Raw genomic sequence first — 20217 nt, 5'->3', positions numbered from 1 at the left:
GGATCGCCCGTGAGCCAAGCCCTGATTGCCGCCCTGCAGAACCCGGCCCTTTACCCCCACCCGGTAGATGGTTTCCAGGTCATCGAGACGCATATCTCCTGGGTATTGCTGACCGGCCCCTATGCCTACAAGATCAAAAAACCGGTGGACTTCGGCTTCCTCAATTTCACCGAACTGGCCGACCGCGAGCACTTTTGCAAAGAAGAATTGCGCCTCAACCAGCGCCTTACCCAAGGCCTGTACCTGGAAGTTTTGCCGATCAACGGTAGTCTTGATGCACCGCAGTTGGCCGGCGCTGGCCCGGTCATCGAATATGCCCTGAAAATGCGCCAATTCCCGCAAAACCAACTGCTCAGCGATGTACAGGCACGCGGCGAGTTGAGCGAAGCGCACATCGACGCCCTGGCCGCACAGATCGCCCACTTCCACCAGAACACTCCGCAAGTGGCCCTCGATCACCCGCTGTGCAATGCCACGGCGATCGTCGCGCCGCTGCGGCAGAACTTCGAACAGATCCGCCCGATGCTGACGGACAAGGCCGACCTGCAACAACTGGACGCCTTGGAAGCCTGGGTAGAAACCAGCCTCGAACGCCTGTGGCCAGAACTGGAGGCGCGCGCCGCACAAGGTTTCATCCGCGAGTGCCATGGCGATATCCACTTGGGTAACGCAGCCCTGCTGGACGGCCAGGCCGTGCTGTTCGATTGCATCGAGTTCAACGAGCCGTTCCGCCTGATCGATGTCGCCCTGGACGCCGCCTTCCTCGCCATGGACCTGGAAGACCGCGGCCTGAAGTGTCTGTCCCGGCGCTTTATCAGTGCCTGGCTGGAGCACAGCGGCGACTACGCCGCCCTCAAGCTGCTCAACCTGTACAAAGCCCACCGCGCCCTGGTGCGGGCCAAGGTCAGCCTGTTCCGCCTCGGCCAGGAGCAAGACTCGGTGCAGCGCGCAGTCATCCTGCGTCAGTACCGCAGTTATGCCAGCCTGGCAGAGAGCTACAGCGCCATTCCATCACGCTTCCTGGCCATCACCCATGGCGTTTCGGCGGTGGGCAAAAGCCACGTGGCCATGCGCCTGGTCGAAGCGCTCGGGGCCATTCGCCTGCGCTCGGATGTCGAACGCAAGCGTCTGTTCGGTGCGCAACAGACTGGCGACCACGATCAGCTCAGTGCGGGCATCTACAGTCAGGACGCCAGCACCGCCACCTACCAGCGCCTGCATCAACTGGCCGACGCCGCCTTGCAGGCCGGTTTCCCGGTGGTGATCGACGCCACCTACCTCGCGCACGCGCAGCGCCAACTGGCCTGGCAGATTGCCGAAGAGACCGGCGTGCCGTTCCTGATTCTCGACTGCAATGCCCCGGATGAGGTGATCGCCAGCTGGCTGGAACAACGCCAGGCCGACGGCCAAGACCCGTCCGATGCCACATGGGCAGTGATCCAGGCGCAGCAAGCCGGCCGCGAAGCGCTCAACGCGGACGAACGCTTGCACAGCAAACGCGTCGACACCCACGACAGCGCCAGTCTCGACAGCCTGATCGCCCGGATTCGCCAACGCCTGCCCGGGCTGTAACGCAGCACGCGGCCTATCACCAGCCCGGCGAGCAGAGCACGCCGTGGCTTCTATACTGGCGGGGAACCCAACAATGGATGTTCCCCATGAGTCAGCCGCGCCAGCTTGATGACCCGCTTTACCACCTGCTGCACAACGACGACATCAAAGGCTTCAATGCCCGCAAACCCAGAGATGTCGACATCGACCTCTCCGGCGGCGATTTCCGCGGCCTCGACTTGCGTGCCCTGGACGCCGAACGCATCAATTTCAGCGACGCCTACTTCCGCGGCACCGACCTGCGCGGCCTGGATCTGCGCGATGCGCAACTGGAAGGCGCCAGCCTGGCTCATGCGCAGATTTCCGGGGCGTACTTCCCCGCCGAGCTGACGGCCGACGAGATCCTCATGTCGGTCAACTTCGGCACCCGCCTGCGCTACCGCACCAAATAACCATGAGCGAGATAGCCCAACTGTTCGGTGCCCGCGCCGATGCCTACGCCAGTTTTCGTCCGCAATACCCGGACGCGCTATTCACCTGGCTGGCCAGCCATAGCCCGCAGCCCATGCGCGTCCTGGACATCGCGTGCGGCAATGGCCAAGCCAGCCGCCCGCTGCGTCAGCACTTCGCCCACGTACTGGCCTGCGACGCCAGCATCGAACAGCTACAGGCTGCCGACGACCTGGCCGGCATCGCACTGTTTGTCGCCAACGCCGAGGCGCAGCCCCTGGCCAGCAGCAGCCTCGACCTGATTGTGGTGGCGCAAGCCCTGCACTGGTTCGCCACCCCGCCGTTCTTCGCCGAAGTAGCGCGCCTGCTCAAGCCCGGCGGGCTATTCTGCGCCTGGTGCTACGGCCTGATGCGTATCGACAGCACGCTGGACGCGTTGATCGAGACATTTTACGCGCGCACCCTGAATGGCCGCCCGGACGGGCCAGTGTCGACGCCGGTTACCGCGATATCCAGGTAGCATTCCCACGCCTCGAACCGCCGACGTTCGCCATCGAAGCACAATGGCACTTCGACCACCTGACGGGCTACCTGCGCACCTGGTCGGCCGTGCAACGCTGGGAGAAGCAACAGGGCCGCGACCCCGTGGCTGAATTGGAGCCCGCACTGCGCCGCGCCTGGGGTGATGTCAATCAGCCACGCTTTGTGCGCTGGCCGCTACACTTCCTGGCAGGCACCCCCAATTGACTCGATTTCGCATCGCATGCCAGCAGCGCAAGGAGGCTCGATGAACGACGAACTGCAGCACTTGAAAAATCTTGGCAAGACATCCGCACAGTGGCTGCATGCCGTTGGCATCCACAGCGCCAACGATCTACGCCGGCTCGGCGCGGTGAGCGCCTATCGCGCAGTGCGGGCGCGCGGCTTTCGGGCATCCAAAGTGTTGCTCTATGCCATCGAGGGGGCACTTCTGGATGTGCATTGGAACGAGTTGCCACCCGCTCACAAAGCCGAATTAAATGGCCAGCTCGACGCCTGTTTGTCGCGCAATAAGAGCTAGCTCACAACCTCTTCGCAGAATGATTTACCTAAGGCTTGGCGCCGCCTATTGTTTCAGGGACGTTCGTGCGCTTTAGTCAGCCTAGCCAGTTCAAGGAATTACGCTCATGTATCTACTCGGGGAGCAACCGGCTTACGCCGACCAGCTGATCAACCGACTGCAAAGCATCCCGACTCAACTACTGGAAGGCTTGGAGCCCAATGGCGAGGCGCTGCAAGTGGAGCGGGTCGAGGATTTGGCGCAAGTGCTGCCAGGCAACCAGCTGTTCATTATCGAGAATGGCTTGCTGCATGCGCTGGTCGACGAGCGCCCCCTGTTCTACCTGCAAGAAGGCGATCTGGTCGGGCTGCGCCAGGGCATCGACCTTCCCAGCTGCCGCTACAGCAGTGAAGAGCCGCTCAGCCTGATCCCCTACTCGCGCAGCGAAGTGTTCAAACACATCTACGCCAGCGAAGTCCGTCAGGAGCTGTTCATCCAGTACCTGATCGGTCATACCGCCCTGCTCTCCGATGCTTTGGCGCGCCTTAAGCAGCCGGAAATCCGCCCGTCGACCGGCTTCCAGCACTTTGCCGCTGGTGAAGAGCTTATTCATCAAGGCGACGCGGCCGACCACGTATTCATCATCATCGAGGGTCACGCCGAAGCGTATGTCGACGGGCACAAGGTCGGCGATGTGCAGAAAGACGAAATTTTCGGCGCAATGGCCGTGTTCACCCGCGAGAAACGCAGCGCCACCGTACTGGCCAGCGAGCCCTGCACGGTGATGGTGATTCCCAAGGAACAATTCCTCAGCCTGATGCAGAGCAACCCACGGATCGCCCACAGCTTGATCGAGAGCATGGCCCGCCGCATTGACCTGCTCAACAAGGAAGTCACCCAGCTGCGCTTGCCAGCCACGGCGTAACGCCTCAGGTACCCTCGCCGAACCCAGCCACGCGCCGGGTTCGGTGTTTTTGGGCGCTGCGGCGGCGGCCATGAAAATAGTTTGAAAAGCGCGTTGACATATAAATGAGAATTGTTATTATTATCACAACTGGTCGCGAGATCAGCCGATAAGCTTAAGAGACCTTCAGTCGGACTCTTCAGATTATCTCCTCATCAGGCTAATCACGGTTATTGACCCGGCTCTTGCCGGGTCTTTTTTTGCCTGTACGCCAACGACGTATTGCAGGCGAAACCGCGCTGTTGTGGCGGTGGTCTTGACCGCGGGCTGTTCAGGCAGCGTGCTCACGGCAAGCCAAAGCACTCGCGGCCAAGCATAGCGCCTGAGTACGGGTTCAAACCTGCCGCTCTTTCGCGATTAAAGCCGCTGGTATGTTGTACCTGCCGGGGTGAAAAACTCAGGTCGCATCTGACGCGAGAGAAATCATCCCACCCTGCATCATCGCGCCGATAAGCAATCCATCGGCTTGAGTTCCGCTCAAGGCCGGCACTCACGCCAGCCCGCGAAGCTCTTCTGCTTAGAATTAGAGGCTGCGCACTAGGGGCGCAGTTTTGCGCAGTGATCCTGCTCGGGCAGCGCGGCGGTATACCAGACGAAGTCCGCTTCAGCGGCACTCACGGGCACGCCGACTTCCGCGAGGATCAACACGCGGAAGTCGGCTTTATCGCCCACATCGCGCAGGTGCAGCGGTATGCCCAGGTCACGGCGCACATGATAGGCGCCAGCGAACAACAGGCTGGGCTCGGGCGCGGCCAGCAGGGCTTCGGCCATGCGTCGGTCGCGCTGTTGTTGCACCGCAAGCATGGCTGGCAACTGGCTGGCCGGCAGCAGGTCGCAGTGCGACTCGCGGATGTGCGCCAGCAGGGTCGTGCGCACGCCCTCCGCCGTCGAGGCCGCCCCGCTCAGCACGGGCGCAGCGCGGTAGATGTCGAGCACTTGCGCGCGGTCCAGGTTGGCGGCCAGCAACGGGGACGGTTGAGCCAGCAGATGCCGCACGATCGGCCCATACAAGGCCCACTCCCAGCCCTTTTCCCACGCCAGTGCAGCCGGCAGATCGGCAACCTGTTGCCCGCTGGCCAGAGACGCCCGCAACGCATCGACCTTGCCTTGCTGAGCCGGCGTCAGCATTTCCAGCAACACGCTGCCCTGTTCGCGATGCGCCGCCAGCGCCCGCAGCAGCCAGAGCTGCAAGGCATGATGATCCGGGTTGTCGTGGCGTTCACCGACCAATAGCCGGGGCGCCATGGCCAGTTGCTCGACCAGTTGCGCCGGGGTCAATCGCGCGCCGCTACGCAGATCGTGAATCTGCCCCAACTCGGCATGCTCGCGACCTTGCGGACTTTGCCAGGCCGGCAGCGGCGGCAGGACGGCCTGACAGCCGCCCAGGAGTAACAACAGCGATAAAGCGATACGGCGCATGAGCGCTCCTCAGCGGGCAACGATCAGCGGATGACCACGCTCCGGATGCCGCTGCACCAGCACCTCCAGACCGAATACCGCCTGCAACGGCGCGACGCGCAACACCTCATCCGGGCTGCCGAGGGCATGCGGGCGACCGCGGTCGAGCAACAGCAGGCGGTCGCAGTAACGCGCCGCCAGGTTCAGATCATGCAGGATCACCATCACCGCCGCGCCTTGCTCGGCAAAGGCACGGGTGGCTTGCAGGGTGGTGTGCTGGTGTAACGGGTCGAGCATCGAGGTTGGCTCATCGAGCAACAGAATCTGCCCCTCGCCGCCCGGCCAGAGCTGCGCCAAGACCCGCGCCAAATGCACGCGCTGGCGCTCGCCACCGGATAACGCCAGATAGCTGCGGCCAGCCAGGTGCACGGCATCCGCCGCTTGCAACGCCTGCATGACGATCTGCGCATCGCGTAAACGGCCGCTGGCATGCGGTAGTCGCCCCATGGCCACCACGTCTTCGACCCGGAAGGCGAAACTCAGGGTCGAGGTTTGCGGCAATACCGCCAAGCGCCGCGCCCGCTCGCTGCCCTGCCAGTCCGCAAGGCGGCGCTGATCCAGGTAGACCTGCCCCTGCGCCGGCGACAACTCGCCACAGAGCGCAGCCAACAAGGTGCTTTTGCCGGCGCCATTGGGGCCGAGCACGCCCAGCACTTCGCCCGGCCGCAGCTCCAGGTCGATCTCCGCCAATACGGTGCAAGGGCCACGCCGCACCGCCAGGTTTTCCGCGCGCAGCATCAGGTGCGTCCCCGCAACAACAAATAGAGAAAGAACGGCGCACCGATCAAGGCGGTGACGATGCCGATGGGTAACTCCGCCGGTGCCAGCGCCAGCCGTGCGACAAGATCCGCCAGCAGCAACAGGCTCGCGCCGGCCAGTGCCGAAGCCGGCAACAGCACGCGGTGATCGGGGCCGACCAGCAAGCGCATCAAATGCGGCACCACCAGGCCGATAAAGCCGATCATCCCCGCAGCCGCCACCGCTGCGCCCACGCCCAGCGCGGTGCAGAACACCAGTTCGCGCTTGATCCGCTCGACGGCAAACCCCAGGTGGCGTGCCTCCGATTCGCCCAGTAACAAGGCATTCAGTGCCTTGGCCCGGCGCGGCAACCACAGCGCCACCGCCAGGGTCACCAGCAACAAGGGCCACAAACGCGCGTAGCTGGCGCCGTTGAGGCTGCCGAGGTTCCAGAACGTCAGGGTGCGCAGGGTGGCGTCGTCGGCCAGGTAGGTGAAGAGACCAATCGCCGCGCCGGCCAGCGCGGTCAGGGCGATCCCGGCGAGCAACATGGTCGCCACGCTGGTCTCGCCGTCGCGCCGGCCCAGGCGGTAGACCAGCGCGGTTACGCCCAGGCCGCCGAGAAAGGCGCAGAGCGACAGCAGGTACGGCGCGAAGACTTCGGGCAGGCCGCCCATGGCCGCGCCGCCAACAATCGCAACTGCCGCCCCGAGCGCCGCACCGCTGGAGACCCCGACCAGACCGGGATCGGCCAGCGGATTGCGGAACAACCCCTGCATCGCCACGCCACACAGCGCAAGCACCGCGCCGACCGTAAGGCCGAGCAAGGTGCGCGGCATACGAATCTGCCCAAGGATCAACTCCGCCTGTTGCACCTCGGCGCTGCCCACCGGCAGCCCCAGCAGGCGCAACACCGCCTGTAGGGTATCCGCCAACGGCAGGCTGACCGGGCCCAGGGCCAGCGACAACCAGAGCGCAAGCGCGAGCAGAACGCTCAGTGCGATAAACAGTGAGCGCGGCTGAATGACAGGATTCATGGCGTGGGCTGGGCTTCGGCGGTCAAAGGTTGGCTGGCAGGATAAAAGGCTGCGGACAAGGCCGCCAGTCCATCCGGTATACGCGGGCCGAGCCCGCCGACCAACAAGGTTGGATCGAGCGCCAGCAACCGATCATGGCGGGCCGCGCGGGTCGCCGCCAGCGCCGGGTTGTTTTGCAGCAGCGCCTGCTTGGCTGCAACGCCCGACAAGCTGCGATCGGCGAACACCACCACCTCTGGATCGAGCGCCAGCAGGGCTTCCGTGGATAACGCCCGGTAGCCCGTGTGGCGGGTCAGATTGCGCCCACCGGCCTGCTCGATCAGCCACGCCGCGACGGTGTCCTGCCCCGCCGCCATTGGGCTGCTGCCGGCATGCCCGAGCAACAGCAGCACAGCCGGCGCGGCGTGCTGGCGTTGCGCCTGGGCGACCCACTGCGCTTGCGCATGCAGGCGTTGCCGATAGGCGGCGAACACGTCAATGGCCTGCTGCGGCGCGCCGAGCAATGCGCCAATGCGCTGCAAGTTGCGCTGCACGGTTGGCAGATCAGCCTCGGCCGACAACTGCTCGATGCGCACACCGGCGGCCTGCAGTTGCGCCAGCACCGGCGGCGGGCCCATTTCTGCGCTGCCCAACAGCACGTCCGGGCGCAAGGCGAGAATCCCCTCCGCCGCCAACTGACGCTGATAACCGATGCTCGGCAACGCCCCCAGCGTCGCCGGGTGCTGGCTGGTGGTATCGACACCGACCAGCTTGCTTTCCCCGCCCAACACCACCACCCACTCGCTCAGTGCACCGCCGGCACTCACCCAGCGCTGCGGCAAGGGCTCGGCATCCGCCAGCAACGGCTGACACAACAGACTCGCGGCCATCAGGCACGCAGAACGCAAACGCTTCATGGGGCAGGCTCCAACAAGATTCGGCTGTCCTGAATGCCCTGCTGCTGCAACAGGGCCATCAGGTCGAGAAAGGCGGACAGTGGCGCCTGGCGATCCAGCGCCAGGTCCAGCCCGAGTGTCTGATCGGCGGCGAACGCCGCGTGCAAGGCGCCACGCAACGCGGCGAAATCCGCTTGCGGGGCACCGTTCAAGCGCCATTGCTCGCGGGCATCCAGTTGCACCTGCACGCGCTCGCCACTGGCAGCTGCCGCACTCAACGCCTCCTGGCTGTGTGGCAATTGCAGCGGCAGCTCCAGCAACGGGGTCTGCGCGGTGAGCAGGAAAAACACCAGCACGATAAAGATCACATCGAGCAATGGCGTCAGGTCCGGCAGCAGGCTGGTCTGCTGCTCGGCCGCGGCGGGCAGGCGGATCACCGCAACACCCACTGCGCCGCACCCGGGCTATTCGGCAGTTCCAACTCCAGACCGTCGATAGCCAGGTGGCAGCGGTTGAGCAGCGCCTGCACGCCCTCCAGATAACGCTCGGCCCACAGGGCAAAACCCTGCCCGGCGGCCAACGCCGGGATGGCGATGCACAACCCCCAGACCGTGGTGTACAGCGCCTGCCACAGGCCGTCGGCGAGCAGCGCCGGGGTCACCGGACGATCCTGTCCGGCGATGTTGGCGAACATCTCCAGCATGCCCAGCACCGTGCCGAGCAAGCCGAGCATCGGCGCCAGCACGCCGAGCAACTGCAACAGCCGTAGCTGGCGATTGAGCCGGCGGCGCTCTTCCAGTAGCCAGCAGCCAAGCAGCTCTTCACGCTGACTGGCCGGCAGGCCGCTGTGCCTGAGCAGCAGCGCCAAGCCAAAACGCCAGCCGCGCGATGCCCCCTGGCAGTGATCGCGCTCGCAGGTGCGGCAGGCTCCTAACGCCGCCTTGGCTGCGGCAGCGCCCATCGGCTGCAAACGCAGGAACAGGCCGAAGCGTTCGAGAATCAGCGCCAGCGCCAACAGCGAGCACAGTGCTAACGGCCAGCCCAACGGACCCATTGCTCCCCACCATGCCGGCATCTCAGACCTCCAGTGCCGGGATGCTTTCGGCCAGCGCACGCCAGTCCTCGCGCTCAGGCACACCGGGCTTGCGCGCACCGAACAGCTGCACGATCAGCTCGCCATCGCGGTCGAACGCCTCCCAACTGGTGATCACCCCGTCACTGCTCGGCTTGCGCACGCGCCAGAGCTCGGCCACCGCCGAGGCTTTCAGGTGCAGGTTGAATTCGTCATCGAGGACGTTGAACCAGTCGTCGAACCAGCGCAGGTTGCGCACCGGGCCACTGTGGATCTGGATGCAATGACGGTTACCGACGAACACCATCAGCGGCACCTCATGGGCGGCGGCCTGCTCCAACAGGCTCGGCAAGGCGCCAGGCGCCAACGGCTCGGCCCACTCGCGGCCGGCCAGGCGCAGCGCCTGGGTACGCGTGGTGCCGTGCTTTTTCAATAACGCGAAGAAGTGGTGGGTGTCCTTGAGCGTCGACCAGCCGACGCGCAGCGCATTCACGTCGATCACCGCATCGCCCTGCGCTTGCTCGCGCGGCGGCAGTGGCTGCACGTCGAGCGCGGTCACCTGAGCCTCGGCGCGGAAACGCTCGACCAGCGCCGCCCAGGCCTCCAGCTGGCTGGCGGCGGTGAGAAACACCTTATGCACCGCCACACCCTGGCGATCGAACACCTGAATGCTGCGCTGCAGCGCCTTGCCATTGTCCTCCTCGATGGCAAACACGCTGACCCAACCACCGAGGAACAGGCGCAGGTCGATATCGGCCGACACCACCAAGCCCATCTGCGCGTTTGCGCTGACCGTCACCTCGCGGTAGAAGCCCTTGCGCTCGTGCACGCAATGCGCGTTGCGGGTCAATGCCATCACATAACCCAACTCGCCGAGCGCTGGCAGCAAGGCGCCCCACTCGGCGCGCAAGCGCACGGTGTCGATGCCCAAGCGGCTGGCGACCAGCTCCGCCTCGCTGACCGCCAGGCGCTCGGCGGCATCCCGGGCGCGCAGACGCGGCTGCTCGCGGCGTAACACCTGCCACGCCAGATAAAGATCGTTGGCCGCTGGGCTGGCCTGGGATTGAGTGTGCATGGTCGAACTCCTTGCGGGTAATCAGCGGCTCGCCGACAGGGCGAACTGAATAGGGATTTGCACGCGGCTGGGCACACCACGCCCGCCCAGTGTTTCCGGGCGGAAGCGCCAGGCGGCCACGGCGTCGAGCGCCGCCCGGTCGAGGCTGTCGATACCGGAAGAGCGCAGCACATTCAGGCTGCGCAACTCGCCACGCGCATCCAGACGCACCTCCACCAGCACCGTGCCCTGCTGGTTGCGCCGCCGCGCCTGGCTCGGGTAATGCGGTGGCTTGGGGTGTTCGCGAAAACTCGGCTCGCGGCTGAACACCTCGGGCGGCGGTAGCGCCTCAGGCGCCACTGCCGACGCAGCCCGCACGGGCGCTGCCGTGGCCACCGCCGCAGCGAGGGCCGGCGGTGATGCGGCTGGCGCTGACGCCTTGGCGGTCTCACGCGGCTTGTCCGCTTTCACCAACGGTTTGCTGATGCGTTGCGGTTGCGGTTGCGGTTGCGGGGCAAGAGTTGCCGGTGCCAGCGACGGCCGCTGGAGCTGCACCTGTGGCATGTGCAACACCGACGCCGCGGCGCTCGGCGGGGCAACGTCAGGTGCCGCTGCAGACGCAGGCAGCAGCCGACTGGCGGCGATGTGCACGGCCAGCGACAACAGCAGAAACACTGGAAAACGCGGCATGGGAAAACCGGATCGACTCGAATTAAATCTATTTGATAATTATTTGCATCTGCATGTCAATGTCGTTTAGGTTTGCCGCCGATGCCCACCCGGTGGTCGCAGAAACCACCCGCACGATCTAGGAGTTGCCATGCTGAAACGTCCCCCATTTGCCCGCCGACCCTGGCTGGCGCTGCTTCTGCTCAGCCCATCGCTGGCCCTCGCCGCCGAGAAACCCGCCACCCAGTTCGACACGGTGACCGTCTCGGCCACGCGTACCGAACAGACCCTGGATCAGATCCCGAGCACAGTGTCGGTGCAGACCGAGCGCGATCTTGAGCAGAAGAACGTGAAGAACATCCGAGACCTGGTGCGCTACGAGCCCGGCGTATCGGTCAGCGGCACCGGCAGCCGCTTCGGCCTCGCCGGTTTCACCATTCGCGGCATCGGCGGCAACCGCGTGCTGACGCAGGTCGATGGCGTGGCGATGCCCGACGCCTTCACCTTCGGCCCGTTCCTCGATGCGCGGCGCAACTACGTCGACACCGACACCCTCAAGCAGGTGGAAATCATCCGTGGCCCAGCCAGCTCGCTGTACGGCAGCGATGCGATCGGCGGCGCGGTGAGCTTCCTGACCAAGGACGCCGCCGACTACCTGGAGGACGGCGACGACGCCTATGCCCGCTTCAAGACCGGCTACGACGGCAGCGACGACAGCTGGCAACGCAGCGCCACCTTCGCCGCCCGCCAGGGTGCGCTCGACGGCCTGCTGCACCTGGGCCGCCGCGATGGCCAGGCGCTGGACAGCCACAGCGGCCAGGGCGGGATCGGCAGCGCGCGCGAGCAGGCCAACCCGCAGGATTACCGCGCCGACAACCTGCTGGCCAAGCTCGGCTGGAACTACCGCGGCAGCGACCGCCTGCAACTGACCTACGAACGCTACGCCGACGACGCCGACACCCAGGTGCTCAGCGAATACAGCAGCAGCGCCACCGTGCGCACCTCGGACGCCCGCGACAGCACCGACCGCGAACGCATCAGCCTGCAACACCAGTTCGCGCTGGGCAGCCCGTTCGCCGACAGCGCCGAATGGCAGCTGAGCTACCAGGACAGCCAGATTCGTCAGCAAACGCAGCAAACCCGCTTCAGCGGCGGGCAACTGCGCAACCGCACGCGCGACTCCAACTATCAGGAACAACTCTGGGCGCTCAACGCCAAGCTCGATAAAGCCTTCAGCACTGGCGCGGCCGAGCATCGGCTGATCTACGGCATCGACCTCAAGCGCCTGGACAACAGCGACCTGCGCCGCGGCGCTGAAGTGTTCGCCGCCAGCGGTCTGCCCGTGCCGGCGATCCCTGGCGACGAACGCTTCCCGCTCAGCGATTTCCCCGACCCGCGCGCCAACGAATATGCGCTGTTCGCCCAGGACAGCATCGCCATCGGCCGCTGGACCCTGCTACCGGGCCTGCGCTACGACCACTACGAGCTGCAACCGGAGGTCACCCGCGAGTACCTCAACAGCCAACCGGTCAACGCCAACCCGACGGACTACAGCGACCAGGCGCTGTCGCCGAAATTCGGCCTGACCTACCAGCTCGACGACGCCCACAGCGTCTACGGCCAGTATGCCGCCGGTTTCCGCGCACCGAATGCGGTGGACATCTTCGGCGAGTTCGTCAACTTCGCCCGGGGCTACCAGACCATCGCCAACCCCAACCTGAAAGCCGAGACCAGCGACAGCTACGAACTCGGCCTGCGGGGCCAGTACGACGCCGGCAGCTTCGGCGTGGCGCTGTTCTACAACCGCTACGACGACTTCATCGAACAGGTCACCCTGGCCAATGACCCCACCGGCAACGGCCGCATGACCTTCCAGTACCAGAACCTCGACCGCGTCACCATTCGCGGCGCGGAAGCACGCGGCGAGCTGTTCCTCAGCAGCGTCGGCCTGCCGGACGGCACCCGCCTGCGCGGCGCCATCGCCTATGCCCGCGGCCAGGACGACGCCAGTGGCCAACCGCTGAACAGCGTCGACCCACTGAAAGCGGTGTTCGGCCTGGGCTACGACGCACCGAGCGGCCAGTTCGGCGGCGAACTGGCCTGGACCCTGGTAGCGGCCAAGAAGCGCGTCGACGAAACGCAGATCGCCGAGCAGTTCGAGCCCGCCGGCTACGGCACCCTCGACCTCAGCGGCTACTGGCAGGTCAGCGAGCAGGTGTCGCTCAACGCCGGCCTGTTCAACCTCGCCGACAAACAGTACTGGCAGTGGGGCGATGTGCGCAGCCTCAGCGAAAACAGCCCGAGCCTCGGCCGTTACACCCAGCCCGGGCGCCACGCGGCAGTCAATCTGGTCTGGGAAATCTGAACGGGGAAACCGCGGACAATGTGGCGCAGGGACGCGCCCGCCTATCGCATCGCCCTGCCCGTGCGGGATAATCCGCCGCACAGGCCGGGAGATGAGCATGATTCGTTTATGTGCGGTGGATGAACTGGCCGAGGGCCAGAGCCGCGGCTTCGAGATCGACAACGAGAAACTGTTTGCCGTGCGCAAGGACGGCCAGGTATACGCCTACCGCAACCGCTGCCCGCACCGCGGCATTGCCTTGGAGTGGCTGCCCGATCAGTTCCTCGACCACAGCGCCAGCCTGATCCAGTGCGCCACCCACGGTGCGCTGTTCCTCATCGACTCGGGCGAATGCGTCGCCGGCCCGTGTGCCGGAAAAACCCTCGATGCCCTACCCTGCGCAGAACCCCCCGACGGTATCTGGATCACCCCGTAACCGCACGCCGAGCCACCCGCGCGGGTGGACAAGGCTTCGCCATGTCCACCCTACAAGCCCGCATAAACACCACACACCGTAGGACATGCCGTACGCCGACTCACCCTACAGGCCCGCACAGGCACCGCACACCGTAGGGCGGACATGCCGCAGGCTTGTCCGCCGCCTGTATGAATCTGCCGGCCCAGCCTACAACTGCACCTCAAGTCGGCGCACCAGACGGACCTCTTCGGCGCTGATCTGCGCGCCATAGGCCAGCACCTCGACGCCAGCGCCGACCGCTTCGCGCAACGCCGCTGCATACAGCGGGTCGATTTCTTCGGCAGGGCGTACGGCGTCCACCTCGCTGAGGTTCACGCAATACAACTGCACCGCCCGCACGCCAGCGCGGGCCAGGCTGGCCAATTCGCGCAGGTGCTTGGCGCCGCGCTCGGTGCGCGCATCCGGAAAGGCCGCGACGCGGCTGTCGGCAAAGCCCAGGGTCACACTCTTGACCTCGACAAACGCCGCGCCGCCCGGGTAATCCAGGCGAAAATCGATACGGCTGCGCTCCTGGCCATAGGGCACCTCACGTTTGAGGTGGGTAAATCCGCTGAGCTCGGTAATCACCCCGGCCCGCAGCGCTTCTTCGACCAGGCCATTGGCCCGCCCGGTATTGATCACCGCCAGACGCCCCTGCGGCGTTTCACCGAGTTCCCAGGTGCCCGGCAGCTTGCGCTTGGGGTCATTGGAGCGGCTGAACCAGACCCGCGCGCCCTCGCTCATGCAATTGAGCATCGAGCCGGTGTTCGGGCAGTGGATGGTCAACAGCTCGCCTGCGCTGGTCTCGATGTCGGCGAGAAAGCGCTTGTAGCGGCGCAGCAAGCGGCCCTGCTGCAACGGCGGGTCAAAGCGCATCCGGCCTCCAGCTTTTCAGACCACGGGCGATGCGCTCGACCGCCTGTTGCAGGCGCGGCAGGTCCTGGGTGTAGGCGAAGCGCACATGTTGGCCGGCGTGGTGACGGCCGAAATCCAAGCCCGGGGTGATCGCCACGTGCTCGGTTTCCAGGAAGTGCTGGCAGAAGGCGAAGGCGTCGCCGCCGAAGGCGCTGATGTCGGCATATAGATAGAAGGCGCCTTCCGGCTCCACGGCAATTCTGAAGCCCAGCTCGCGCAGTGCCGGCAAAAGGAAGTCGCGGCGCCGGGCGAACTCATGCCGACGCTGTTCGAGAATCTCCAGCGTGTGCGGCTCGAAACAGGCCAGCGCCGCATGCTGGGCCATGCTCGGCGCACTGATGTAGAGGTTCTGCGCCAGCTTCTCCAGATCCGCCACGGCGGCGGGCGGCGCCACCAGCCAGCCCAGGCGCCAGCCGGTCATGCCGAAATACTTGGAGAAGCTATTGAGCACGAACGCTGCGTCGTCGACTTCCAGCACGCTGGCGGCGTCCACGCCGTAGGTCAGGCCGTGGTAGATCTCGTCGACCACCAGATGGCCACCGCGTGCTTTCAGGGCCTGCGACAGGCTGGCCAGTTCGTCGCTCGCCAGCAGGGTGCCGGTGGGGTTGGCCGGCGAGGCGACCAGAGCACCGACGCTGTGCTGATCCCAATGCCGCGCGACCAGCTCCGGGGTCAGTTGGTAGCGCACGTCAGGCCCGACAGGCACAAGCTGCGCGGCGCCTTCGACCAACCGCAGGAAGTGCCGGTTGCACGGGTAACCCGGGTCGGCCAACAGCCAGTGCTTGCCCGGGTCGACCAACAAACTGGCGGCCAACAACAATGCACCGGAGCCGCCCGGGGTAATCAAAATCCGCTCAGGGTCTATGCTCAACCGATAACGTTGCGCGTAGAACCCGGCAATCGCCTCGCGTAGCGCCGGAATCCCGCGCGCGGCGGTATAGCGGGTGTGGCCGGCAGCCAGTGCCGCCTGGCCGGCCGCGACAATCGGCGCGGCAGTGGTGAAATCCGGCTCACCGATTTCCAGGTGGATCACATCATGGCCGTCGGCTTGCAACTGGTTGGCACGGGCGAGCAAGGCCATGACATGGAAGGGTTCGATGGCGCGGCTGCGCGCACTGTAGGACTGGGCCATGGACCTGCCTTGATAGAGGTTGAGGCGCGGATTCTAACCAACGGCTCGGCGAAACGGCAGCAACCTCGACAACCGGGAGTGGCGCGGCTTGTGTTGTTCTGGTAAGTTCGCCCGCTTGCAGCCGCAGGGCCGGTTCTACTCGACGTAGGATCGGCAAGGGACACCGTCCTGCGCAGTGGATTAGAGAGAGTGAGAGGCGGTCATCCATGCCCACCAAAGCAAAAGCAAAAAGCAGCCAACTGACTCGTGGTTTCGAGCCCTACAAAGAAACAAAGGGCGAGGAGTACATGGGTGAGCCGATGCGCGCCCACTTCACCGGCATCCTCAACAAGTGGAAGCTGGAGTTGATGCAGGAAGTTGACCGGACTGTGCACCACATGCAGGACGAGGCAGCTAACTTCCCCGATCCAGCCGACCGTGCCAGCCAGGAAGAAGAGTTCAGCTTGGAACTGCGCGCCCGCGATCGCGAGCGTAAGTTGATCAAGAAGATCGACGAAACCCTGCAGCTGATCGAAGACAACGATTACGGCTGGTGCGACTCCTGTGGCGTCGAGATCGGCATCCGCCGTCTGGAAGCCCGTCCGACCGCGACCTTGTGCATCGATTGCAAGACGCTGGCGGAAATCAAAGAAAAACAGATCGGTTCCTGATCTGAATACGGGGCGCTTAGGCGCCCCGTGTTGTTTCTGCGCCGAGCAGCCTGCCCTGCTCTTGCGTGCGAAAACATTCATCCCCGCCGCACACGTCCTTGTATTCGCCCGTATGAACGCACCCGCTTATATCGGTCGCTTCGCCCCTACGCCCAGCGGTTACCTGCACTTCGGCTCTCTGGTCGCGGCGCTGGCGTCGTATCTCGACGCGCGCGCCGTGGGCGGGCGCTGGTTGCTGCGCATGGAAGACCTCGACCCGCCGCGTGAAGTGCCGGGCGCCCAGGACGCGATCCTCAAAACCCTGGAAAGCTACGGCTTCGAATGGGACGGCGCACTGGTGCGGCAAAGCGCGCGACATGCCGAGTACCAGGCTCTGGTCGAACGCCTGTTCAACCAGGGCCTGGCCTACGCCTGCACCTGCTCGCGCAAGCAACTCGACGGCTATCAAGGCATCTATCCTGGCTTGTGCCGCGATGCCGGGCACGCCACGCAAAACGCGGCGATTCGCCTGCGCGTACCCGAACTGAGCTACCACTTCAGCGACCGCGTGCAGGGTGAATACCGCCAGCACCTGGGCCGCGAAGTCGGCGACTTCGTCATTCGCCGTCGCGATGGTTTCTACGCCTACCAACTGGCCGTGGTTCTGGACGACGCCTGGCAAGGCATCACCGATGTGGTGCGCGGCGCCGACCTGCTCGACTCCACGCCGCGCCAGCTCTACCTGCAAGAGCTGCTCGGGCTGCCCCAGCCGCGCTACCTGCACGTGCCGCTGATCATCCAGCCGGACGGCCACAAGCTCGGCAAATCCTACCGCTCGCCGCCGCTGCCAGCCGATCAGGCCGCGCCGCTGCTGGTGCGCGCCTTGCGCGCGCTGGGCCAAACGGTGCCGCAGCCGCTCGACGGTGCGCGCCCCAGCGAGCTGCTGGCCTGGGCCATCGGCCACTGGGACGCCACGCTGATCCCGCGCCGCCCGAGCCTGGCCGAGGCGCAGTTGCGCTAGCGGCCATTCTGTTTCGAAATACTGCCAGGCGCGTCCGCTGGCGAAATCCGTTCTAAGGTCTTTAACGTCGTTCATTTCGCGGGAGACCCTCATGCGCAAATCACTCACGCTGGCGCTCGGCGCCCTCCTCGTCAGCCTATGCGCCAGCCTGGCACAGGCGCATCACGGCTGGAGCGCCTATGACGCCGAGCAGCTGCTGACCCTGGAAGTACCGCTGAAAACCGTCAACTACCGCAACCCGCATGCCGATGTGAGCATCGAACATGCGGGCAAGGCCTGGGCGGTAATCCTCGCCCCGATCAGCCGCCTGCAAGCCCGTGGCCTGCCGGAAGGCGACCTGACGGTGGGCAAGAGCGTGACCATCGTCGGCTACCCGCGCAAAGATGGCAGCGCGGAAATTCGTGCCGAGCGGATCATCGTCGACGGCCGCACCATCGAGCTGCGCTAACGCGTGGACAGCCTTATCGCCTGGGCCGGCTGGCTGGAAACCTCGGCCCTCGGCGAGCAGATGCGCGGCTCGGCGTTGCTTTACCCAGCGCTCAATCTGGCGCACCTGCTCGGTTTGGTACTGCTGCTCGGCAGCATGTTGCTGCTTGACCTGCGCCTGCTCGGTGCCGGCCGCGAGATCAGCCTAGCGGCCGCATCGCAGCGCCTGACAGCGCTGGCCGGCGGCGGCCTGCTGGTGCTCCTGGGCAGCGGCTTCTGCCTGTTCGCCGCCGACGCCACGCCGCTGCTCGGCAACCAACTGCTGCAACTCAAACTGCTGCTGATCGCCCTCGGTATCGGCAATGCCCTGCTGTTTCGCCGGTGCTGGAGCAACCGCCTGGCCGACTGGGATCGCCAACCACCGCTGCTCGGCCGCCTGCAAGCCGCCGCCTCGTTGCTGATCTGGCTACTGGTGATGAGCCTGGGTCGCCTGCTGGCGTATTTCTAGCAGGCCAGCCCGGCAAGGGCCTCGACGAGGCGACAAGCCGCAGCATGGCGATTATCCTGCGCGCCATTGCCCACCCGCACAGGACCTCACCGATGAAAGCCCAGCTCGAAGAATTGATCGGCAAAATTAGCTCGGGCTGCATGCCCCCGGAAGATATCGCGCGCATTGCCGATGAAGCGGCGCAGGCCTACGCCGACCCGCAGGCCTTTCTGCACGCCAACCCGGACATCAACTACGACGACAGCTTTCCCATCCCGCTGGGCGAATGGGTGGTGGTCGGCAGCCTGCCGGACACCGTGCTGTTCCAGGCCGACAGCTACGACGCGCTGTTCCAACAGGTGGTCGACTCCTTCGGCCCCGAGGTGAGCTTCGTGCTCAAGCCCAAGCAGCTGGTGAAAGTCGAGGCGCTCAAGGCGCTGAACCGCATCCAGGTACAGCTCGCCAGTCTCAGCCCGGAAACCGCTGGTTATGTGCTGGTGGACTTCAGCGAACCGCTGGATGACGACCTGCAAGCCGTGCTGGTCTATCGCAACGACCTGGAGCGCGTGCTGGCCCTGGCCGTGGAAATCGGCATCTACGCCGCGCCCGCCTATGAGGCGCTGAAAGCGGCCCAGGCAGAGGATTGAGTAAAGCCCCTCCCACAGAACCGCAGGCCGCAGGGCTGTTGTGGAGGGGCTTTAGCCGCGATCGGTTTCGCGGCCTCAGAGCTGCCCGCGCAGGGCTTTCTCGAACAGCGCGCTGTACTGCGCCGCGCTGAAAGCAATCGGGTTGGTGCCGGCCGAAGGGTCGACCTCGGCCATGCGCCCGACCTGCTCGATACGCCTGTCGTCGATACCAATCTCGGCCAGGCTGTGGGGGATGCCGACCTCGGCGCGTAGCGCGAGCACCCAGTCGAGCACGCCGTTGAAACCTGGCGTGGCCAGGCCCAGGTAGCGCGCCAGCTTGTCCATCTGCGCCGCGATGCTGGCCTTGTTGGCTTGCAACACGTAGGGCATCAGCACGGCATTGAGCAGCCCGTGGTGCGCGTCGTACAGCGCACCGAGCGGATGGGCCAGCGCGTGCATGGCGCCCAGGCCGCGCTGAAACGCGGTGGCGCCCATGCTCGAAGCCACCAGCATCTGCAAACGCGCCTCGACATCCGCGCCCTTGCTTACCGCCCGCGGCAGGTACTGCTGCACCAGGCGCATGCCCTCCAGGGCGATGCCTTCGGCCATCGGGTGAAACAGCGGCGAGCAGAACGCCTCCAGATTGTGCGACAGCGCATCCATGCCGGTGGCGGCGGTGATTTTCGCCGGTAGGCCGATGGTCAGCTCCGGGTCGAGAATCACCAGCGCCGGCAGCATGCGCGCGTGGAAGATGATGCGCTTGATCTGCGCCACGTCGTCGGTGATCACCGAGGCGCGGCCAACCTCCGAGCCGGTGCCGGCGGTGGTCGGCACCGCCACCACTGGCGCCATGCCGGCGACATTGACGCGGTCGCAGTTGTCGCCGATGTCCTCGAAGTCCCACAGCGGGCGATCCTGGCCGACCATCAGGGCGATGGCCTTGCCGGCATCCAGCGCCGAGCCGCCGCCGAAGGCGATCACCCCGTCATGCCCGCCGGCCTTGAACGCCGCCACGCCGTCCTGCACGTTCTGCCCGGTGGGATTGCCCTTGATCGCCGAGAACAGCGCCGCCTGGAGACCGTCGTCGCGGCAATGCAACAGCGCCTTGTCGATGATCGATAGCGCGGCCAGGCCGGGGTCGGTGACCAGCAACGGGGCACGCATGGCCAACTGGCGACAGGCCGCCGGCAGCTCGCCGATGCGCCCGGCACCCACGCGGATCGAGGTCGGGTAGTTCCAGTTCATGCGGTAGTGCTTCAGGTCCATGGCGCGC

23 protein-coding genes are annotated in these 20217 nt (G+C 65.5%); 12 read left to right on the top strand and 11 right to left on the bottom strand.

All coding sequences use genetic code 11. The annotated features are described in order from the left end of the window. Nucleotides 1-9: 9 nt before the first annotated feature. From B3M58_RS21235 to B3M58_RS21215, 5 genes are all read left to right on the top strand, one after another. Nucleotides 10-1572 (top strand): AAA family ATPase, encoded by a 1563-nt coding sequence (locus tag B3M58_RS21235; RefSeq protein ID WP_296222260.1) that lies wholly within the window; start codon nucleotides 10-12, stop codon nucleotides 1570-1572. An 86-nt stretch (nucleotides 1573-1658) separates the two neighbouring features. Then, a complete protein-coding gene (locus B3M58_RS21230; protein ID WP_296222258.1) occupies nucleotides 1659-2003 on the top strand; it encodes a pentapeptide repeat-containing protein in 345 nt (114 codons plus the stop codon). Nucleotides 2004-2005: 2 nt separating this feature from the next. Then, nucleotides 2006-2521 (top strand): class I SAM-dependent methyltransferase, encoded by a 516-nt coding sequence (locus tag B3M58_RS21225; protein WP_414704119.1) that lies wholly within the window; start codon nucleotides 2006-2008, stop codon nucleotides 2519-2521. Between the two features lie 267 nt (nucleotides 2522-2788). Beyond that, nucleotides 2789-3061, top strand: coding sequence for a TfoX/Sxy family protein (locus B3M58_RS21220; RefSeq protein ID WP_296222255.1), 273 nt, complete (start codon nucleotides 2789-2791; stop codon nucleotides 3059-3061). 106 nt (nucleotides 3062-3167) lie between these two features. Further along, nucleotides 3168-3965 (top strand): Crp/Fnr family transcriptional regulator, encoded by a 798-nt coding sequence (locus B3M58_RS21215; RefSeq protein ID WP_296222253.1) that lies wholly within the window; start codon nucleotides 3168-3170, stop codon nucleotides 3963-3965. 576 nt (nucleotides 3966-4541) lie between these two features. Here B3M58_RS21215 and B3M58_RS21210 read toward each other — a convergent pair. The 8 genes from B3M58_RS21210 to B3M58_RS21175 are packed head-to-tail and all read right to left on the bottom strand — an operon-like array spanning nucleotide 4542 to nucleotide 10928. After that, nucleotides 4542-5423, bottom strand: coding sequence for a ChaN family lipoprotein (locus B3M58_RS21210; protein WP_296222251.1), 882 nt, complete (start codon nucleotides 5421-5423; stop codon nucleotides 4542-4544). Between the two features lie 9 nt (nucleotides 5424-5432). Further along, nucleotides 5433-6200 carry a heme ABC transporter ATP-binding protein gene (locus B3M58_RS21205; protein WP_296222250.1) on the bottom strand — a complete coding sequence of 256 codons (768 nt, stop codon included), beginning with the start codon at nucleotides 6198-6200 and terminating at the stop codon, nucleotides 5433-5435. Next, nucleotides 6200-7237 carry a FecCD family ABC transporter permease gene (locus B3M58_RS21200; protein WP_296222248.1) on the bottom strand — a complete coding sequence of 346 codons (1038 nt, stop codon included), beginning with the start codon at nucleotides 7235-7237 and terminating at the stop codon, nucleotides 6200-6202. Before B3M58_RS21200 ends, B3M58_RS21205 begins: the two co-directional genes overlap by 1 nt. Further along, nucleotides 7234-8133 (bottom strand): heme/hemin ABC transporter substrate-binding protein, encoded by a 900-nt coding sequence (locus tag B3M58_RS21195; protein ID WP_414704118.1) that lies wholly within the window; start codon nucleotides 8131-8133, stop codon nucleotides 7234-7236. The genes B3M58_RS21200 and B3M58_RS21195 overlap by 4 nt, the downstream gene beginning before the upstream one ends. Further along, on the bottom strand, nucleotides 8130-8561 hold the full coding sequence (locus B3M58_RS21190) for an ExbD/TolR family protein (protein WP_296222247.1): 432 nt from the start codon (nucleotides 8559-8561) through the stop codon (nucleotides 8130-8132). Before B3M58_RS21190 ends, B3M58_RS21195 begins: the two co-directional genes overlap by 4 nt. Then, nucleotides 8546-9166, bottom strand: a complete 621-nt coding sequence (locus tag B3M58_RS21185) for a MotA/TolQ/ExbB proton channel family protein (protein WP_296222245.1) — start codon at nucleotides 9164-9166, stop codon at nucleotides 8546-8548. The genes B3M58_RS21190 and B3M58_RS21185 overlap by 16 nt, the downstream gene beginning before the upstream one ends. Nucleotides 9167-9188: 22 nt before the next feature. Continuing rightward, nucleotides 9189-10259, bottom strand: a complete 1071-nt coding sequence (locus B3M58_RS21180) for a hemin-degrading factor (RefSeq protein WP_296222243.1) — start codon at nucleotides 10257-10259, stop codon at nucleotides 9189-9191. A 21-nt stretch (nucleotides 10260-10280) separates the two neighbouring features. Next, complete coding sequence (locus B3M58_RS21175; protein ID WP_296222242.1) at nucleotides 10281-10928, bottom strand: energy transducer TonB; 648 nt, start codon at nucleotides 10926-10928, stop codon at nucleotides 10281-10283. Nucleotides 10929-11058: 130 nt separating this feature from the next. Here B3M58_RS21175 and B3M58_RS21170 point away from each other — a divergent pair, with 130 nt between their 5' ends. Both B3M58_RS21170 and B3M58_RS21165 read left to right on the top strand, forming a co-directional pair. Further along, a complete protein-coding gene (locus tag B3M58_RS21170) occupies nucleotides 11059-13272 on the top strand; it encodes a TonB-dependent hemoglobin/transferrin/lactoferrin family receptor (protein ID WP_296222241.1) in 2214 nt (737 codons plus the stop codon). A gap of 97 nt (nucleotides 13273-13369) precedes the next feature. Beyond that, entirely contained in the window at nucleotides 13370-13687 is a 318-nt protein-coding gene (locus B3M58_RS21165) for a Rieske (2Fe-2S) protein (protein ID WP_296222240.1), read from the top strand. A gap of 189 nt (nucleotides 13688-13876) precedes the next feature. On the opposite strand, the gene sfsA is transcribed toward B3M58_RS21165, so the two are convergent. Beyond that, nucleotides 13877-14584, bottom strand: coding sequence for a DNA/RNA nuclease SfsA (sfsA, locus tag B3M58_RS21160; protein ID WP_296222238.1), 708 nt, complete (start codon nucleotides 14582-14584; stop codon nucleotides 13877-13879). Next, nucleotides 14574-15755 carry a pyridoxal phosphate-dependent aminotransferase gene (locus tag B3M58_RS21155; protein ID WP_296222237.1) on the bottom strand — a complete coding sequence of 394 codons (1182 nt, stop codon included), beginning with the start codon at nucleotides 15753-15755 and terminating at the stop codon, nucleotides 14574-14576. Before B3M58_RS21155 ends, sfsA begins: the two co-directional genes overlap by 11 nt. A gap of 206 nt (nucleotides 15756-15961) precedes the next feature. Between B3M58_RS21155 and dksA the strand changes: the two genes are divergently transcribed. From dksA to B3M58_RS21130, 5 genes are all read left to right on the top strand, one after another. Beyond that, the gene (dksA, locus tag B3M58_RS21150) at nucleotides 15962-16405 is read left to right on the top strand and encodes an RNA polymerase-binding protein DksA (protein ID WP_090251641.1); all 444 of its coding nucleotides are present in this window, start codon (nucleotides 15962-15964) and stop codon (nucleotides 16403-16405) included. A 112-nt stretch (nucleotides 16406-16517) separates the two neighbouring features. Beyond that, nucleotides 16518-17405: a tRNA glutamyl-Q(34) synthetase GluQRS gene (gene gluQRS / locus B3M58_RS21145; RefSeq protein ID WP_296222235.1), complete on the top strand. Its 888-nt coding sequence runs from the start codon at nucleotides 16518-16520 to the stop codon at nucleotides 17403-17405. Nucleotides 17406-17496: 91 nt separating this feature from the next. Then, the gene (locus B3M58_RS21140; protein WP_296222232.1) at nucleotides 17497-17853 is read left to right on the top strand and encodes a DUF6152 family protein; all 357 of its coding nucleotides are present in this window, start codon (nucleotides 17497-17499) and stop codon (nucleotides 17851-17853) included. Nucleotides 17854-17856: 3 nt separating this feature from the next. Then, on the top strand, nucleotides 17857-18339 hold the full coding sequence (locus B3M58_RS21135) for a DUF6644 family protein (protein ID WP_296222231.1): 483 nt from the start codon (nucleotides 17857-17859) through the stop codon (nucleotides 18337-18339). 92 nt (nucleotides 18340-18431) lie between these two features. Further along, on the top strand, nucleotides 18432-18965 hold the full coding sequence (locus tag B3M58_RS21130; RefSeq protein WP_296222228.1) for a hypothetical protein: 534 nt from the start codon (nucleotides 18432-18434) through the stop codon (nucleotides 18963-18965). A gap of 75 nt (nucleotides 18966-19040) precedes the next feature. Here B3M58_RS21130 and B3M58_RS21125 read toward each other — a convergent pair whose 3' ends face one another. After that, nucleotides 19041-20210 carry an iron-containing alcohol dehydrogenase gene (locus B3M58_RS21125; protein WP_296222226.1) on the bottom strand — a complete coding sequence of 390 codons (1170 nt, stop codon included), beginning with the start codon at nucleotides 20208-20210 and terminating at the stop codon, nucleotides 19041-19043. Nucleotides 20211-20217 lie beyond the last annotated feature (7 nt).

The organism is Pseudomonas sp. UBA2684 (genome assembly GCA_002354655.1).
In the GTDB taxonomy this organism is placed as follows: domain Bacteria; phylum Pseudomonadota; class Gammaproteobacteria; order Pseudomonadales; family Pseudomonadaceae; genus Aquipseudomonas.
The sequence above is the reverse complement of the archived record's forward strand: the minus strand, read 5'-3'. Positions and strand labels throughout refer to the sequence as shown.

What these genes read in the sequence shown, in the direction of transcription:
- B3M58_RS21230 (WP_296222258.1), top strand. Translation starts at nt 1,659, where the DNA reads ATGAGTCAGCCGCGCCAGCTTGATGACCCGCTTTACCACCTGCTGCAC.
- B3M58_RS21225 (WP_414704119.1), top strand. Translation starts at nt 2,006, where the DNA reads ATGAGCGAGATAGCCCAACTGTTCGGTGCCCGCGCCGATGCCTACGCC.
- B3M58_RS21220 (WP_296222255.1), top strand. Translation starts at nt 2,789, where the DNA reads ATGAACGACGAACTGCAGCACTTGAAAAATCTTGGCAAGACATCCGCA.
- B3M58_RS21215 (WP_296222253.1), top strand. Translation starts at nt 3,168, where the DNA reads ATGTATCTACTCGGGGAGCAACCGGCTTACGCCGACCAGCTGATCAAC.
- B3M58_RS21210 (WP_296222251.1), bottom strand. Translation starts at nt 5,423, where the DNA reads ATGCGCCGTATCGCTTTATCGCTGTTGTTACTCCTGGGCGGCTGTCAG.
- B3M58_RS21205 (WP_296222250.1), bottom strand. Translation starts at nt 6,200, where the DNA reads ATGCTGCGCGCGGAAAACCTGGCGGTGCGGCGTGGCCCTTGCACCGTA.
- B3M58_RS21200 (WP_296222248.1), bottom strand. Translation starts at nt 7,237, where the DNA reads ATGAATCCTGTCATTCAGCCGCGCTCACTGTTTATCGCACTGAGCGTT.
- B3M58_RS21195 (WP_414704118.1), bottom strand. Translation starts at nt 8,133, where the DNA reads ATGAAGCGTTTGCGTTCTGCGTGCCTGATGGCCGCGAGTCTGTTGTGT.
- B3M58_RS21185 (WP_296222245.1), bottom strand. Translation starts at nt 9,166, where the DNA reads ATGGGTCCGTTGGGCTGGCCGTTAGCACTGTGCTCGCTGTTGGCGCTG.
- B3M58_RS21180 (WP_296222243.1), bottom strand. Translation starts at nt 10,259, where the DNA reads ATGCACACTCAATCCCAGGCCAGCCCAGCGGCCAACGATCTTTATCTG.
- B3M58_RS21175 (WP_296222242.1), bottom strand. Translation starts at nt 10,928, where the DNA reads ATGCCGCGTTTTCCAGTGTTTCTGCTGTTGTCGCTGGCCGTGCACATC.
- B3M58_RS21170 (WP_296222241.1), top strand. Translation starts at nt 11,059, where the DNA reads ATGCTGAAACGTCCCCCATTTGCCCGCCGACCCTGGCTGGCGCTGCTT.
- B3M58_RS21165 (WP_296222240.1), top strand. Translation starts at nt 13,370, where the DNA reads ATGATTCGTTTATGTGCGGTGGATGAACTGGCCGAGGGCCAGAGCCGC.
- sfsA (WP_296222238.1), bottom strand. Translation starts at nt 14,584, where the DNA reads ATGCGCTTTGACCCGCCGTTGCAGCAGGGCCGCTTGCTGCGCCGCTAC.
- B3M58_RS21155 (WP_296222237.1), bottom strand. Translation starts at nt 15,755, where the DNA reads ATGGCCCAGTCCTACAGTGCGCGCAGCCGCGCCATCGAACCCTTCCAT.
- dksA (WP_090251641.1), top strand. Translation starts at nt 15,962, where the DNA reads ATGCCCACCAAAGCAAAAGCAAAAAGCAGCCAACTGACTCGTGGTTTC.
- gluQRS (WP_296222235.1), top strand. Translation starts at nt 16,518, where the DNA reads ATGAACGCACCCGCTTATATCGGTCGCTTCGCCCCTACGCCCAGCGGT.
- B3M58_RS21140 (WP_296222232.1), top strand. Translation starts at nt 17,497, where the DNA reads ATGCGCAAATCACTCACGCTGGCGCTCGGCGCCCTCCTCGTCAGCCTA.
- B3M58_RS21130 (WP_296222228.1), top strand. Translation starts at nt 18,432, where the DNA reads ATGAAAGCCCAGCTCGAAGAATTGATCGGCAAAATTAGCTCGGGCTGC.
- B3M58_RS21125 (WP_296222226.1), bottom strand. Translation starts at nt 20,210, where the DNA reads ATGGACCTGAAGCACTACCGCATGAACTGGAACTACCCGACCTCGATC.